Here is a 14,361-nt window from a genome sequence, read left to right as displayed (position 1 = left end):
CTATGGTCGAAATAGAAGGCGGCATTCAACCCGGTTCACCCGCGCGGACGCAGTTTCCTCGAAAGACCGAGAGCTCTTTCGCCGATTCGGCATCTATGGTTACCGTAGGGGTCCCGGTCTGCAACGAGGAACGTTTCCTCGAACAGACACTACGGTGCATCGTGGCGCAGGATTATCGCCCTCTGGAGGTCATAATAACGGACAACGCGTCCACCGATGGTACGCAAGAAATTGCGGAACGCTATGCGGCGCAGTATGACTTCGTTACCTATTATCGACACGAGCAGAATCGGGGGGCCGTTCTTAACTATCAGTTTGTTCTCGACCATGCCAAGGGCGATTATATTGCATGGCTTTCCGGTCACGATCTGTGGGCGGAGAACTATATCTCGGAGTGCATGCGGATTCTGAGGGATAAGGATGCCGTCATAGCATTCACTGATACGGAATGGATTGGCGACGGCGGCACGGCGCCCGGCTGCAAGTCGGGCTATTCTGACTCTCGGGACCTTGGGTCGGTGGAGCGGTTCTTCACGGTATTGTGGGGCAATATGCACCCGATATTCGGGTTGATCCGCCTCTCTGCCGTGCGTGAACTCGGCAAGCTTCCGGCATGTATCGGCTGGGATCTGGTGGTGCTGTGTGGATTGGCCCTCAAAGGTCCGTTCATTCATTCACCCCGGTCGCGGGTGTTTCGCCGAATTGTTAGGACTGCCGAGAGCCATGAGGCGAGAATGGCGCGTTACCGAAGTGCGGACTATGCGCTAGCCAGGTCGAGTATGGACCGTGTTCTTCCTCTGGCCAAGCTTCCGATACACCTCATTCGAGTACTTTTGAAATCGGATATCGGTATGCCCGTAAAGGTGGCGGCATTGGTCGCGCTCGGTGCTTCTTTCCCGGTCAGATACCTGGTGGGAAGATGGAAAGCCGATTGAAGGCCTGGCGCGCCAAAGACGGCCAGGCATCAACAGGCTGCGTGGGACTGCGCATCGATGGAGGGCCAGCTTTAAAGCGTGTGCTCTCCCATCTGAAGTTGGGCTTCCTGGTCGCGGCAGTTGGGTTCATTGCCTATGCCGCCAAGGGTGCTTCGGACGAGCTGGATACGTTGTTAGCCGGTGCGGCGGTATCCACCTTTTGCCTTGCTGTCCTCGCATGGTATTCCCTTCATTTCATCAGTCCCGTCTTCTCACTGTTGGCCTTGAGGGCCTGCGGCACCAGGGTTGGCTATCGGCTAGCCCTCATCAATCATGCCAGCCGTCTACCCGCCCGTTATCTGCCCGGGGGAATATGGCACCTGGTCGCAAAATCGCTGCATTTTCACGAGCAAGGCGTCAAGGTTCCGCATATAACGGTGCTGTTCCTCCTGGAGCAGGCGCTGGCCATTTCAGTAACCTTCCTGCTCGGTGGTGCTGCGCTATGGCTTGTCCGGGGTTGGGAGGGATGGGGCGCAGCGGGCTTTTTGGGGGCATCGGGTGCCACATTGCTGCTTCTGCTCATGCCTCTTGGGCTCAACCGACTGGTGCTGACGGATGGGACGGGTATTCGTCTGCTGCCTTACCTTAAGGTGGTGGCGACGGTGGTTCTGTTCTGGCTCGTGGCGACGATGGCCTTCTTACTGTATATGTCGGGCTTTCCTTCGCTGTCGATGGAGACCTCCGTGGCGGATCTTGGTGGAAGCTATTTGTTCTCGTGGGGGGTAGGATATCTCGCTTTTTTCGCGCCGCAGGGGGTGGGGGTATTCGAGGCAAGCCTGGCCGGTATGCTGGACAATGAAACTTCATTTCAGGGCTTATTGGTCGTCGTCGCGGGTTTCAGGCTGGTTGCCCTCGTCGCCGATATTGCGGCATGGCTTACTGCGATGGCGCTGCAGACGCAGGGCAGCAGAGCCTCCTGACGGTCGATATGCAAGAATCCGTTGGTGGAGGCGGGTCGATGGCGGGGGAAGTCGTTCAAGTCCTAGAAGGGTGCCCCCTATCACCGCTGGCGCGCTTCCCCGATGTCCGCAAACTGTAGGCGACGTTCGGAGAGGGCCTTGCGATGAAAGTTGTGGTAACGGGTGCGACGGGCTTTGTCGGCCGGTACGTGGTCACAGAGCTTGAGGCCAGAGGGGTCGAAAGCCTCGCTGTTTCCAGACAAGCGAGAAAGCTACCAGCAGGGCAGGGCTGCGGCGTAAGTCTGGATTTGCACGATGTGCCGGTGGGTGTATACGAGCTACTGGGGTGCCCAGATGTGCTTATTCATCTGGCGTGGTCCGGGCTACCAAACTATAAATCCCTTCATCACTTCGAAGTGGAACTACCGGCACACTATGCCTTTCTCAAGGCGCTCATTGATGGCGGTCTGAAACACTTGGTGGTTGCCGGCACCTGTCTCGAATATGGCATAAGGTCCGGGCCGCTGAGTGAGGTCGCCGCTTCGCATCCGACCACGGCCTACGGCTTCGCGAAAGACGCGCTCAGGCGCCAGCTGGAATTCCTTAGGGAGGCACGGTCCTTCCGTCTGGTTTGGGCTCGCCTGTTTTACCTGTACGGAGAAGGGCAGGCTGAGAGTTCACTCTATTCTCAGCTTCGCCGAGCGGCTGAAAAGGGTAATCGGGTATTCAACATGTCAGGTGGGGAACAGCTGCGTGATTTTCTTCCGGTCGGTAAGGCCGCGGCACACCTGGTTTCTCTTGCACTGACACCGGTGGATGCGGGTGTAGTGAACGTCTGCTCTGGAAAGCCTATCTCGATTCGTAAGCTGGTGGAAGGGTGGATCGATGAGCATCGTTGGGCTATAGCACCCAATCTTGGCTATTACCCGTATCCGGATTACGAGGCTATGGCGTTCTGGGGTGATCGCTCGAAGCTCGATCGGCTGCTTGCTCGCTGAGAAATTCCAGATGCAAGAGTCGTTCTGGGTCTGCACGAACCGCCCGGCGCGAGTTCGGCCAACAACATGTAACGGTGGACTATGAAGACCTTTGAAGCGGAAGTGAGTGGCCAGATTGCGGCGAACGGCAGGAACGCCGAACTTCGTGGGTGCGCCGATGAGTTTATGAAGGCCTCCCTCTTTGCGAAGTACTCCTATAATTTTTCCTGGCTTGGTCGCCCAGTTATTCAATATCCCCAGGACCTCATCGCGATGCAGCAGATAATATGGTCGGTACAGCCCGACGTGATCATAGAGTCAGGCATTGCGCATGGAGGCTCATTGGTCTTTTACGCGTCAATGTTGGCGCTAAATGCGACCTGTGGCGGATCCCAAGATGCCAGGGTAATAGGTGTCGATATAGATATAAGAGGTCACAACCGAGCGGCCATCGAGGCACATCCCATGTTTAACCGTATATCGATGATTGAGGGCTCCAGCGTCGATCCCGAGGTGATAGAGAAGGTCAGGGGCGAGGCGGAGGGAAAACAAACGGTCCTCGTATGTCTCGACAGCAACCACACCCACGAGCACGTGTTGGCTGAACTCAAGGCGTATGCACCGCTCACCTCGGTAGGTAGCTACTGCGTGGTGTTCGATACGATTGTGGAAGAGACGCCGGAGTGCTGTCCCGCGGACCGTCCATGGGGAAAGGGCAACAATCCCATGACTGCTGTCCATGAATATCTTGCGGCGCATCCCGAATTTGAAGTCGACCGAGATATGGATTACCGGCTTCTTATCAGTGCTGCACCCGAAGGATATCTCAAGAGGGTCCGATAGCTTGTTAGAAAACGCTGGATAGGCAGGGCGATCGAAGTTCGGAAAGGCGAGCGAGGACGAAGGGTCAGAGTTGGAGGAGCGCCCGGTCTTTTTCGGAAACCACCGTAGGGGTCATCGGCCAAGCAATCTTGAGCTTTCGGTCGTCATAGTGATGCCCTCGCTGGTGGTCCGGGGCATAGGACCTAGAAATGTGGTAGAGCACCTCGCTGTCGTCCTCCAGGGTTTGGAAGCCGTGAGAGCAGCCCGCCGGCACGTAGAGGGCGCTCCGGTTTTCCGCCGACAGCTCAAGCCCCAGCCACTGGCGGTGGGTTGGCGAATCGGGGCGCAGGTCGACGATGACGTCGAAGATGCGGCCGCGGATGCAGCGCACCAGCTTCACCTCCTCGTGGGGCGCGGCCTGGTAGTGCATGCCCCGCAGGGTGCCGCGCCGCCGGTTGGTGGAGATGCTGCACTGGGCCAGGGCGGCGTCGAGGCCGGTGGCGATGAGTTCGTCGTAGCACCAGATCCTGAAGAAGGCGCCGCGGTCATCGGCGGTGGCCTCGGCCTCCACCACGTAGGCCCCGGGGATGGCGGTCTCCACGAACCTCACGCCACCACCTCCGGAGTGGGAATGGGCACCACGAAGCGCCCGCCCCAGTCGCGGATGAAGCCCATCTGGTCGATGATCTCGTCCCTCAGGTTCCATGGCAGGATGAACAGGTCGTCTGGCCGCTCGCGGGCGATCACCTCCGGGGCGTGGACCGGGATGTGGGTGCCGGGCAGATAGCGGCCCTGCTTGTGGGGACTGCGGTCTACGGTGAAGTCTATGAAGTCGGTGCGGATGCCGCAGTAGTTGAGCAGGGTGTTGCCCTTCGCCGGGGCACCGTAGGCAGCGATGCGCCGGCCTTCGTTCCGGGCCTCGATGAGGAACGCGAGTATGTCGCGTTTGGTGCGCTTCACCCGCTCGGCGAAGGCGCGGTAGACGTCGAGCTGGTGGAGGCCGAAGACCCGCTCGGAGGCCATCACCCGCGCCACAGCCACTGACTCGGGGTGGCCCGCGTCGTCGCGGTGGCAGACGTAGAGCCTGAGTGAGCCGCCGTGGGTGGGGAGTTCCTCCACGTGGTAGACCTGCAGCCCGTGGTGCTCGAACACCGTGCGCACCGTGAGCAGCGAGAAATAGGAAAAGTGCTCATGGTAGATGGTGTCGAACTGGTTGCCCTCGATGAGCCGCAGCAGGTGGGGGAACTCGAGGGTGGCGGTGCCACCGGGTGCTAGCACGAGCCCGATGCCGGCCACAAAGTCATTGAGATCGGGGACGTGGGCCAGCACGTTGTTGGCGATGACCAGCCGTGCCCGGCCCCGCTCCGCGGCGAGGCGCCGGGCGAGGTCGGTGCCGAAGAACGCGCTCACAGTTTCGATGCCCCTTGCCCGCGCCACCGCCGCCACGTTGACGGCCGGCTCTACCCCGAGGCAGGGGATGCCGGCGGCTCGGAAGCTCTCCAGCAGGTAGCCGTCGTTGCTGGCCAGCTCGAGCACCAGGGAGCCGCCGTCGAGGCCGAGGCGTTCGATGACCGTGGCGGCGTAGTCTCGGCAGTGGGTGAGCCAGGATTCGGAGTAGGAAGAAAAGTAACTGTAATCGCCGAAGATGTCCGCCGGCGCCACCAGCTCCTCCACCTGCACCAGCAGGCAGTGGCTACACACCCGGGCGTGGAGGGGAAAGAAAGCCTCCATCCTGCCCAGGTCCTGCTCGCGGAGATAGGCGTTGGATAGTGGTGACATGCCGAGGTCGGCGAAGGACACTTCCAGGGGCTCGCCACAGGCGCGGCAGGTCAGGGGGCTGCTCATGGGGCTTCGCCGAGGGTGGCGTAGCGCTCGATCTGGGCCAGGGTGCGGGTGACCATGTCCTTGCCGGCGTAGAAGTCCCGGTACCACTCCACGGTCCAGCCGAGGGCGTCGGCCAGGGGCAGACGCGGGGCCCAGCCCAGCAGGGAGCGGGCCCGGCTGCAGTCCAGCTTGAGTACCCTGGCCTCGGGCGGGGCGTCGTCCTCGCGGGCATCCAGCCAGTGCGCGGCATCGCCCCAGGCATCGCAGAAGCCGTCGGCCAGCCAGCGCACGGGCCGGGCGTCGTCGACGGCGGGACCGAAGTTCCACGGGCCGGCGTAGTCCCGGCCCCCCGTCCACAGGGCCTCGGCGAGGGCAAGGTAGCCGGCCAGGGGGTCAAGCACGTGCTGCCATGGCCGGATGGAATCGGGGTTGCGGATGAGTGGGCGCCCACCCGCCGCCAGCACCCGGGCCAGGTCGGGCAGCAGCCGGTCCGCGCCCCAGTCGCCGCCACCGAGGACGTTGCCGGCGCGCACCGAGGCTAGCGTAACAGGGCCGGCCGTCCGGCCGCGATCAAAGAAGGAGTTGGCATACACACTGGCCACCATCTCGGCGCAGGCCTTGCTGCCGGAATAGGGGTCCTTGCCGCCCAGCCGGTCGCTCTCACGGTAGCCCCAGGGCCATTCCTGGTTCTCGTAGCACTTGTCGCTGGTGACGTTGATCACCACCCTGAGGTTGAGTGCATGGCGCGCGGCCTCGAGGACATGGACTGTGCCGAGCACGTTGGTCTCGAAGGTTTCCACGGGATCATCATAGGACGCCCTGACCAGGGGTTGCGCCGCTAGGTGGAACACCACCTCGGGGCGGGCCTCCGCGAAGCAGGCCGCCAGGGCACCGTAGTCACGGATATCTCCCTCCATGGAAACGATGCCCTCGGCTACCCCGGCGGCCACGAACAGCGAGGGCTCGGTGGGCGGGGCCAGGGCGTAACCCGTGACCCGCGCGCCCAGGCGCGATAGCCACAGCGACAGCCAGCCACCCTTGAAGCCGGTGTGACCGGTGACGAGCACCCGCTTGCCGTTCCAGAAGCCCGGTGTCACTACCACACCTTCCAGGGGGCACCGCCGCCGTCCCAGGTCTCGCGCAGCAGCCGCAGCTCGTGGAGGGTGTCCACGCACTGCCAATAACCGTCGTGGCGGTATGCCATCAACTGGCCCTCGCTGGCGAGGCGCTCGCAGGGGGCTCGTTCCCACACCGTCTGGTCACCCTCGATATAGTCGATGACCTCGGGCTCGAGCACGAAGTAGCCGCCGTTGATCAGGGTGCCAGGGTAGTCGGTCTTTTCGTTGAAGGTGGTGACCCGCTCGCCTTCGAGCCGCAGCACACCGAAGCGCGACGGTGGGCGCACGGCGGTGACGGTGGCCAGCCGGCCATGGCAGCGGTGGAATTCCACAAGGCGGTCGATGGGGATGTTTGACAGACCGTCGCCATAGGTGAGGATGAAGGTGTCGTTCAGCAGGTGGCGCAGGCGCTTGAGGCGCCCGCCGGTCATTGACGCCGTGCCAGTATCCACGAGGTCGACGGTCCAGTCCTCGTGGGACGTGCGGTCGGCGTTCACCGCACCGCTGGCGATGTCGATGTGGAGGTCGGATTGCAGCCGCGGGTACTCCAGGAAGTACTTTTTGATCACATGGCCCTTGTAGCCGAGGGCGACGATGAACTCGTTGAAACCCCGGGCCGAGACAAGCTTCATCAGGTGCCATAGCAGGGGGCGCCCGCCGATCTCGATCATCGGCTTGGGAATGGTGGCGGTCTCTTCAGACAACCGCGTTCCGTAGCCTCCCGCGAGGATGACGACTTTCATTTCCGAAAATAGACTCCGCGCGATGGCTCTCGGTCGATGGTCTTTGGTTTCTACAAGCCCCCTGCTCCCACCGGGACGCTGAGCACTACGTCGGGTCGATGGGGACACGGAGGCCGGCGGTGGGCACCGTGGCGGACATCGAACTTAGCGTCGCACCGGGCCGATGCTTGAATGACTCAGAGCCAGACAAGTCACAATTCTACGTCTGCTGGGAACGAAAAGTCAGCCGGCGGGCAGGGCGCCGATGACCCGCTTCATCTGCTCGAAGACCTTGGGCGAGCCAGTGATGCCGTCGCCGCTGGCGAGAAAGGCGTGGCCGGGGTACGCGCGGGGGGTACGCGCGGATGATGGTGACGCTGATCTGCGCCTCGGCTCGGCGACATCAGCGTCACAAAGCGTCCTCATAGACCTCGTCCATGGTGAGGGTGACATCGAGGCAGCGGAGTTCCACGGGGTCATTCTCTTCCAGCAGGATCAGGATCCAGTCGCCGGCCGGCTCGCGGCGGTGGATCTCGATGTGGCGTGCCTCCTGGGAGACCAGTACGTACTCCGTGAGCCGGGGGAGGGTGCGATAGGCGTGGAGTTTCTCCCGGCGGTCGATGGCCTCGGTGGCCGGTGACAGGACTTCCACGATGAGGCAGGGCGCTTCGAGGTAGAACTCCTGGGTGTCGGCGGGGTCGCAGGCGGCGGCGACATCCGGGTAGTAGAAGGCATCGCCGGCCGGCACCCGTACCTTCATGCCCGATATGAACACCCGGCAGGGGCCACCGCGCGCCGCCTGGCGTAGTCGTGAGGAGATGTTGCCGGCAATCAGATTGTGGCGCCGGCCGGCGCCGGCCATGGCATGGATGGTGCCGGCCACGTATTCGTGGCGCAGCGGGCTGGTGAGTTCCCGCGTCAGGTATTCCTCGGTGGAGATGTGGAGACTGGGGGCCTGCTTCATCGCGTCATCCCGGGTTTGGAGCCGTTACAAAGCTTACACCCAAAGGGCCGGGACGGCAGCGTCGCGGGCCGTCCAGGCGGAGGCTACGCGCCGGACCCCCAGTGGTCGGCGATGACGCCGCGCAGGGCGGTGTACACCCGCTCGCCGCCGGCCACGATGTCGCCGGTGTCGAGGGGATCGCCGCGGCCGTCCATGCTCCCCACGAAGCCGCCGGCCTCCTGGATCAGCAGGGCGCCGGCCGCCAGGTCCCAGGGCTTGAGGCCATACTCCCAGAAGCCGTCCAGGCGCCCGCAGGCCACACTGGCGAGGTCCAGGGCCGCGGAGCCGGGGCGCCGGATCCCCGCCGTCGTCTGCATGAGTTCCCGGAATATGGCCAGGTAACGGTCGAGATGCTCGAGGTCGCGGTAGGGGAAGCCGGTGCCCAGCAGGGCACCCTCCAGCTTGGTTTGCCGGCTGACGCGGATCTTGTGGTCGTTGAGGGTGGCGCCGGAGCCCCGCAGGCCCTTGAAGAGTTCCTGGCGCATGGGGTCGTATACCACCCCCACCTCCAGCCGGCCCTTCACCTGCAGCGCGATGGACACGGAGAACACCGGGAAGCCGTGGAGGAAATTGGTGGTGCCGTCCAGGGGGTCGATGATCCACACGAATTCGCTCTCGCCGGTCTCGCCGCTCTCCTCGGCGAGAAAGGCATGCCCGGGGTAGGCGCGGGCGATGACGTCGATGATGGCCGCCTCCGCCTGCCGGTCCACCTCCGAGACGAACTCGTTGTAACTCTTGGACTCGACCTTGAGGCTATCGACTCGGTCGTAGTGACGGACGATGATGTCGCCGGCCCGCCTGGCGGCCCGGACTGCGATGTTCAGCATTGCTTGCATGACTGGGGGAGGTTCGCGTTGGATTGAGGGGGTATTCTAGATGGGAGTCCATGCCGGGGTAAGACCCGTTCGATCATGACAGAACCGAATTTATCAGGCTTCCCGCGGGTCCGATCCGGATTTTGACGAAATTCGTGGGTGTAGAAGAGGAGAATTTCCTCTCGCCAAGAACGCCAAGAACGCCAAGGAACCTGTTTTATTGTCGGGATGAATCCCGACCTGCATTCGTGCCAAAGGAATGGGCGGTGGGGGGGCTGTGTAGGTCGGGCTGTAGGTCGGGCTTCAGCCCGACAGCCCGCGGGTGATTCCGGCCCGGCCTATGGTGTGCCCGGCGGGTTTTGAATGTCGGGATGAATCCCGACCTGCATTCGTGCCAAAGGAATGGGCGGTGGGGGGGCTGTGTAGATCGGGCTTCAGCTCGACAGCCTGCTCACCGCGAGCGAAATATTTACCCACAGATTCTGCGGACGAGCCAAAACGGCTCCTCCGCAAAATCTGTGGGTAAATGTTGCGCTCACGCCACCCGCCAGCGTTGGGTGTCGGGCTGAAGCCCGACCTACAGTCAGGCCGACCACCCGACCTACAGGCTGACCTACAGGGCACGAATGTAGGTCGGGATTCATCCCGACATCCCAGCCAGATACACCGCCACCGCCCGTTCCAGCGCCACGGATGTAGGTCGGGATTCATCCCGATATCCGCCCCGCCCCATGCACCCCGCGCCGGGTCGGAATCCCCACCGGCGGGCTGTCGGGCTGAAGCCCGACCTACAGCCCGACCTACTTGTCTTGGCGAGAGTTTATGGTTCGTTGCGGAAAAACCAACCCGAAGGTGCGCCACGCCGCTACCTTTTGTGCACGTGCATCATATACTTGCGTTCACGGCGAGCAAAACATTCACCCAGAGATTTTGCGCATGAGTTCAAATGAAGAACCCCGGGGGCTGGCGGGGGTACGGGTGGTGCTGGTGGAGCCCAGCCATCCCGGCAACGTGGGCGCGGTGGCCCGGGCCATGAAGACCATGGCCGTGAGGGATCTGGTGCTGATCAACCCTGCCCGCTACCCTTCCGCCGAGGCCACTGCCAGGGCCTCGGGGGCCGATGACATCCTCGCCGCCGCGCCTGTCGTCGAGACGTTGGACGAGGCCCTGGCGGGCTGTGTCTTCGTGGCCGGTACCACGGCGCGCCGGCGGCACCTGTCGTGGCCGCTGGCGGATGCCGCCGCGGGGGCGGGGCGCTTGCTGGAGGAGCGCAAGAGCGGGCCCGTGGCCCTGCTGTTCGGCCGCGAGCACTCCGGGCTCACCAACGAGGAGGTGGAGCGCTGCAACATGCTGGTGCGGATCCCGGCCAACCCGGAGTACAGCTCCCTCAACCTCGCCGCCGCGGCGCAGATCCTGTGCTACGAGCTGTTCCGGCAGTCCGCTGAGGGGCGGTTGTCGCCCGCTGCCGGGCAGGTTCCGCGCATCGAGGCCACGGTGGACGAGGTGAACGGCATGCTGGAGCACCTGAGGGGGGTGGCCACGGCGGTGGGGTTCCTGGACCCCGAATCCCCGCGCCTGCTCATGCGCCGGCTGAGCCGCTTGTTCAACAGGGCGCGCCTAGAGCGCACGGAGGTGCAGATCGTCAGGGGTCTGCTGGCCGCCGTGGAGCGCAAATTGCGCCAGGGGGCGAAGAGGGAAGGGTAGCCGTTCAGTCCGTCGTGCCCTGCAGGGGTTGCGCCAGGGGGCGGCCGTCCAGCAGGGGCAGGCCGTCGGCCAGACGCAGGCGGCCGCTGCAGAACCAGGCCACGGCGGCGGGGAAGATGCGGTGCTCCTGCTCCAGCACCCGCGCCGCCAGGGCCTCCGGGGTGTCGTCCGGTTCCACGGGCACCCGCGCCTGCACCACCGCCGGGCCGCCGTCCACCTCCTCGGTGACGAAGTGCACCGTGGCGCCGTGCTCCGCCACGCCGGCGGCGATGGCGCGCTCGTGGGTATGGAGGCCCGGGAATGCCGGCAGCAGGGACGGGTGGATGTTCAGCATGCGGCCGCGAAAATGGGCGATGAAAGCCGGCGTGAGGACGCGCATGAAGCCGGCCATGACCACCAGGTGGGGGCCGTATTCGTCCATCAGTGCCGCCAGGGCGCGGTCGAAGGCCTCGCGGGAGGGGAAGCCCCGGTGGTCCAGCAGGCGGCACGGGATGCCGGCCCGGCGGGCCCGCTCCAGGGCGTAAGCCCCGGGGCGGTTGCCGATGACGGCGGCGATACGGCCCGGGATGGTGCCGTCCTGGACGGCGTCCATGAGGGCCTGGAGATTGCTCCCCCTGCCGCTCACCAGCACCACCATGGCGCAGGACGGCGCTGTCACCCGCGGGCCGGCATGGCGCCCCGCCGGCCGTCGTCGGGCCGGGCCTTCCCCGCGGGGCGCTCAGACAAAGTTCACCCGCGGTGTGGTCTCCGGGGATGCGCTGATGGTGCCGGCCTGCCAGGCGGTCTCCCCGGCCCCGCGCAGACTCTCCAGGGCGTGCCCGACCTCGTTCTCCGCCACCATGATCACCATGCCGACGCCGCAGTTGAAGGTGCGCAGCATCTCCCCGGGCTCGATATTGCCCTGGTCCTGGAGCCAGCCGAAGATCTCCGGCCATTCCCAGGATTCGACGGCGAGGTCGGCGGCGGTGCCGGCGGGCAGCACCCGCGGGATGTTCTCCACCAGGCCGCCGCCGGTGATGTGGGCGATGCCGTGGACCGGGACCCGTGCGATGAGTTCCAGCAACGGGCGCACGTAGATGCGGGTCGGCGCCAGCAGGGCGTCGATGAGGGGGACACCGCCGATACGCCGGGCCAGGTCCACGTGGGCCTGCTCCAGCACCTTGCGGATCAGGGAGTAGCCGTTGGAATGGGGGCCGCTGGAGGCCAGGGCCAGGATGGCGTCCCCGGGTCGTACTCGGGAGCCGTCGATGATGCGGTCCTTTTCCACGATGCCGACGCAGAAACCGGCGAGGTCGTAGTCGGGGGGCGTATACATGCCCGGCATCTCGGCGGTCTCGCCCCCCACCAGGGCCATGCCGGCCTGGCGGCAGCCCTCGGCGATGCCCCGGACCACATCTACGCTGGTGTCCGGGTCGAGACGGCCGGTGGCGAAGTAGTCGAGGAAGAACAGGGGTTCCGCCCCCTGGACCACGAGGTCGTTGGCACACATGGCCACCAGGTCGATACCCACGGTGTCGTGGCGTCCGGCATCGATGGCGAGCCGCAGCTTGGTACCCACGCCATCGGTGCCGGAGACCAGCACGGGGTGCCGGTAGCGGTCCAGGGGCAATTCGAACAAGGCACCGAAGCCCCCCAGACCGCCGATGGCACCGGGCGTGCGGGTGGTCGCCGCCAGGGTCTTGACCTGCTCCACGAAACGGTTGCCGGCGTCGATGTCCACGCCCGCGTCTTTGTAGGATAGGGGTCGTTTGGGGTCTTCGTTCATGGCCGAAATGGTATGCCACCCGGGGGGCGGTGGGAACCTTGACTTGCCGGCGGTCTGCCCCTAGCTTGAGCGGCGTCCCGCCATACCCTACCGCCCACATCCCAGGTTGAGAGGCATGAAAAGAATCCTGTTGTCCGCACTGCTGGTCGCGTGGTTCAGCGCGGTGCCACAGATTGCCGTCGGTGCGGGGGTGGAGGTGGTCCATCTGTATCGCGCCGTCGCGCCCGTGGACAGCCAGGATGTGGCCGAGCGGCGCAGAGCGCTGAAGGATGCCCTGTTCATGGTGCTGGTGAAGGTATCGGGCCAGCCCGCGGAGACTCTGCGCGAGCGCCTGGATGGCGCCATCGACGATCCGGTGGGTTACGTTCAGCAGTATCGCTATGAGTCCCTGCCCCGGTCCGCGCCGACCTCGGGTAAGGCCCTCCGGACCCTCGGCCTCGACGTGGAGTTCGACAAGGACGCGGTGGACCGCCTGCTGCGGAATGCCGGCCTGCCCGTGTGGGGCAGGGTACGACCGGCAACCCTGGTGTGGCTCGCGATGGAAGCCGGGTCGTCGCGCCGGCTGGCCACGCCTTCCGATCGCCCCGGGCTGTGGCGGGCCCTGGAGGCGCGCGCCCGGGAGCGCGGACTGCCGCTGGTGATTCCCCTGTTCGACCTGGAGGATCAGGCGGGGTTGGACGCCGCCGACGTGTGGGGCGGTTTCTCCGAGGCCATTCTGGAGGCATCCCGGCGTTACGGCGCCGACGGCGTGCTCACGGGGCGCCTGTACCGGGACGCATCGGGGCTGGACGTCAGTGCATGGATCCTGCTCCGCGATGGGGCGGAACGCGCATGGCGGTTCCGCGACGGCGACCACAAGGCCCAGGCGGGGCGTGCCGTCGATCGCCTGGCCCAGTGGCTGGCACGGGATTTCGCCGTGCCCCGAAAGGCAGGCCCCAGGGGGCATATGGACATGCATGTGTCGGGATTGGAGACCGTGGATGATTACGGCCGCCTCATGGCCTATCTGGAGGGGCTGGATGCAGTGGAGAAGGCCTCTCCGCGGGTATTGGACGGTACCGACATGACGGTGCGTATCAACGCCACGGTGGCACGGGAGCAGCTGCTGCAGACCCTCGGCCTCGGCCAGGTGCTGCGCCCCCTGCCCGCCGGCGACGGGGACCTGTGGTTCGAGCTGGCGCGGTGAATCCGCGCCATATCCCTAATGCGCTGACCATCGCACGGATGCTGATGATACCGCCGGCGATGCTGGAACTGGTGCGGGGAAACCACCTGACGGCGATGGTCATCATGGCGGTGGCGGGTATCACCGACGGCCTGGATGGCTATCTGGCGCGGCGCTTCGACTGGCGCTCGAGGTTGGGCGCGATCCTCGACCCCCTGGCCGACAAACTCCTGATGATGGCCAGTTACATCACCCTGGGCTATCTCGGGCACATCCCCCTGTGGTTGACGCTGCTGGTGGTGGGACGGGACGTCGTCATCATGGCCGGCGCCACCGTCTACTATTACTTGTTCGATCAGATCGAGATGACGCCGACGCCCCTCAGCAAGGCCAACACGGCCCTGCAGGTCGCGTTGCTGGTCGTGGTGGTGGGCGCCCTCGCCGGACTGGCCGTGCCCCCCTGGGGATTGGCGGGGATGATCTGGTTGGTTGCCGCATCCACCCTGGTCAGTGGCCTGCATTACGTCTGGGTGTGGTCCGACGAGGCGCGGCAGGCCGCGGGCGGGGACTAGT

Annotated in this window: 16 protein-coding genes; 7 read left to right on the top strand and 9 right to left on the bottom strand. The window is 64.8% G+C overall.

Translation table 11 applies throughout. The features are described from left to right. Nucleotides 1–2: 2 nt before the first annotated feature. The 4 genes from U5S82_05925 to U5S82_05910 all read left to right on the top strand — a co-directional run bounded on the left by U5S82_05925 (nt 3) and on the right by U5S82_05910 (nt 3,693). Nucleotides 3–935: a glycosyltransferase family 2 protein gene (locus tag U5S82_05925; GenBank protein MDZ7751191.1), complete on the top strand. Its 933-nt coding sequence runs from the start codon at nt 3–5 to the stop codon at nt 933–935. Next, on the top strand, nt 920–1,894 hold the full coding sequence (locus U5S82_05920; protein MDZ7751190.1) for a hypothetical protein: 975 nt from the start codon (nt 920–922) through the stop codon (nt 1,892–1,894). The genes U5S82_05925 and U5S82_05920 overlap by 16 nt, the downstream gene beginning before the upstream one ends. 143 nt (nt 1,895–2,037) lie before the next feature. Beyond that, nucleotides 2,038–2,871 carry an NAD(P)-dependent oxidoreductase gene (locus tag U5S82_05915; protein ID MDZ7751189.1) on the top strand — a complete coding sequence of 278 codons (834 nt, stop codon included), beginning with the start codon at nt 2,038–2,040 and terminating at the stop codon, nt 2,869–2,871. Between the two features lie 165 nt (nt 2,872–3,036). After that, the gene (locus tag U5S82_05910; GenBank protein MDZ7751188.1) at nt 3,037–3,693 is read left to right on the top strand and encodes a cephalosporin hydroxylase family protein; all 657 of its coding nucleotides are present in this window, start codon (nt 3,037–3,039) and stop codon (nt 3,691–3,693) included. A 64-nt stretch (nt 3,694–3,757) separates the two neighbouring features. On the opposite strand, the gene rfbC is transcribed toward U5S82_05910, so the two are convergent. The 7 genes from rfbC to U5S82_05875 form a co-directional block, all read right to left on the bottom strand. After that, nucleotides 3,758–4,282 carry a dTDP-4-dehydrorhamnose 3,5-epimerase gene (gene rfbC / locus U5S82_05905; GenBank protein MDZ7751187.1) on the bottom strand — a complete coding sequence of 175 codons (525 nt, stop codon included), beginning with the start codon at nt 4,280–4,282 and terminating at the stop codon, nt 3,758–3,760. After that, on the bottom strand, nt 4,279–5,517 hold the full coding sequence (locus U5S82_05900) for a class I SAM-dependent methyltransferase (GenBank protein ID MDZ7751186.1): 1,239 nt from the start codon (nt 5,515–5,517) through the stop codon (nt 4,279–4,281). The genes rfbC and U5S82_05900 overlap by 4 nt, the downstream gene beginning before the upstream one ends. Then, on the bottom strand, nt 5,514–6,593 hold the full coding sequence (gene rfbG / locus U5S82_05895) for a CDP-glucose 4,6-dehydratase (protein ID MDZ7751185.1): 1,080 nt from the start codon (nt 6,591–6,593) through the stop codon (nt 5,514–5,516). The genes U5S82_05900 and rfbG overlap by 4 nt, the downstream gene beginning before the upstream one ends. Continuing rightward, nucleotides 6,593–7,357 carry a glucose-1-phosphate cytidylyltransferase gene (gene rfbF / locus U5S82_05890; protein MDZ7751184.1) on the bottom strand — a complete coding sequence of 255 codons (765 nt, stop codon included), beginning with the start codon at nt 7,355–7,357 and terminating at the stop codon, nt 6,593–6,595. The genes rfbG and rfbF overlap by 1 nt, the downstream gene beginning before the upstream one ends. Nucleotides 7,358–7,579: 222 nt before the next feature. Then, nucleotides 7,580–7,762, bottom strand: coding sequence for a hypothetical protein (locus tag U5S82_05885; GenBank protein MDZ7751183.1), 183 nt, complete (start codon nt 7,760–7,762; stop codon nt 7,580–7,582). Beyond that, nucleotides 7,746–8,300, bottom strand: a complete 555-nt coding sequence (locus U5S82_05880) for a Uma2 family endonuclease (protein MDZ7751182.1) — start codon at nt 8,298–8,300, stop codon at nt 7,746–7,748. Before U5S82_05880 ends, U5S82_05885 begins: the two co-directional genes overlap by 17 nt. 83 nt (nt 8,301–8,383) lie before the next feature. Continuing rightward, nucleotides 8,384–9,175 carry an inositol monophosphatase family protein gene (locus tag U5S82_05875; GenBank protein ID MDZ7751181.1) on the bottom strand — a complete coding sequence of 264 codons (792 nt, stop codon included), beginning with the start codon at nt 9,173–9,175 and terminating at the stop codon, nt 8,384–8,386. 915 nt (nt 9,176–10,090) lie between these two features. On the opposite strand from U5S82_05875, the gene U5S82_05870 reads away from it, so the two are divergent. Then, nucleotides 10,091–10,858: an RNA methyltransferase gene (locus U5S82_05870; GenBank protein MDZ7751180.1), complete on the top strand. Its 768-nt coding sequence runs from the start codon at nt 10,091–10,093 to the stop codon at nt 10,856–10,858. Nucleotides 10,859–10,862: 4 nt separating this feature from the next. Here the strand turns inward: U5S82_05870 and purN are convergent, their stop codons facing one another. Both purN and purM read right to left on the bottom strand, forming a co-directional pair. Then, nucleotides 10,863–11,495: a phosphoribosylglycinamide formyltransferase gene (gene purN, locus U5S82_05865; GenBank protein ID MDZ7751179.1), complete on the bottom strand. Its 633-nt coding sequence runs from the start codon at nt 11,493–11,495 to the stop codon at nt 10,863–10,865. Nucleotides 11,496–11,576: 81 nt separating this feature from the next. Next, a complete protein-coding gene (gene purM / locus U5S82_05860) occupies nt 11,577–12,623 on the bottom strand; it encodes a phosphoribosylformylglycinamidine cyclo-ligase (protein ID MDZ7751178.1) in 1,047 nt (348 codons plus the stop codon). Between the two features lie 115 nt (nt 12,624–12,738). Here purM and U5S82_05855 point away from each other — a divergent pair, with 115 nt between their 5' ends. Together U5S82_05855 and U5S82_05850 are read left to right on the top strand one after the other, a co-directional pair. Further along, entirely contained in the window at nt 12,739–13,809 is a 1,071-nt protein-coding gene (locus U5S82_05855; protein ID MDZ7751177.1) for a DUF2066 domain-containing protein, read from the top strand. Then, nucleotides 13,788–14,360, top strand: coding sequence for a CDP-alcohol phosphatidyltransferase family protein (locus tag U5S82_05850; protein ID MDZ7751176.1), 573 nt, complete (start codon nt 13,788–13,790; stop codon nt 14,358–14,360). The genes U5S82_05855 and U5S82_05850 overlap by 22 nt, the downstream gene beginning before the upstream one ends. The last annotated feature ends 1 nt before the right edge of the window (nt 14,361 follow it).

The organism is Gammaproteobacteria bacterium (assembly GCA_034522055.1).
GTDB lineage: Bacteria > Pseudomonadota > Gammaproteobacteria > JAABTG01 > JAABTG01 > JAABTG01.
This window is presented reverse-complemented; position numbering and strand designations above follow the sequence as displayed.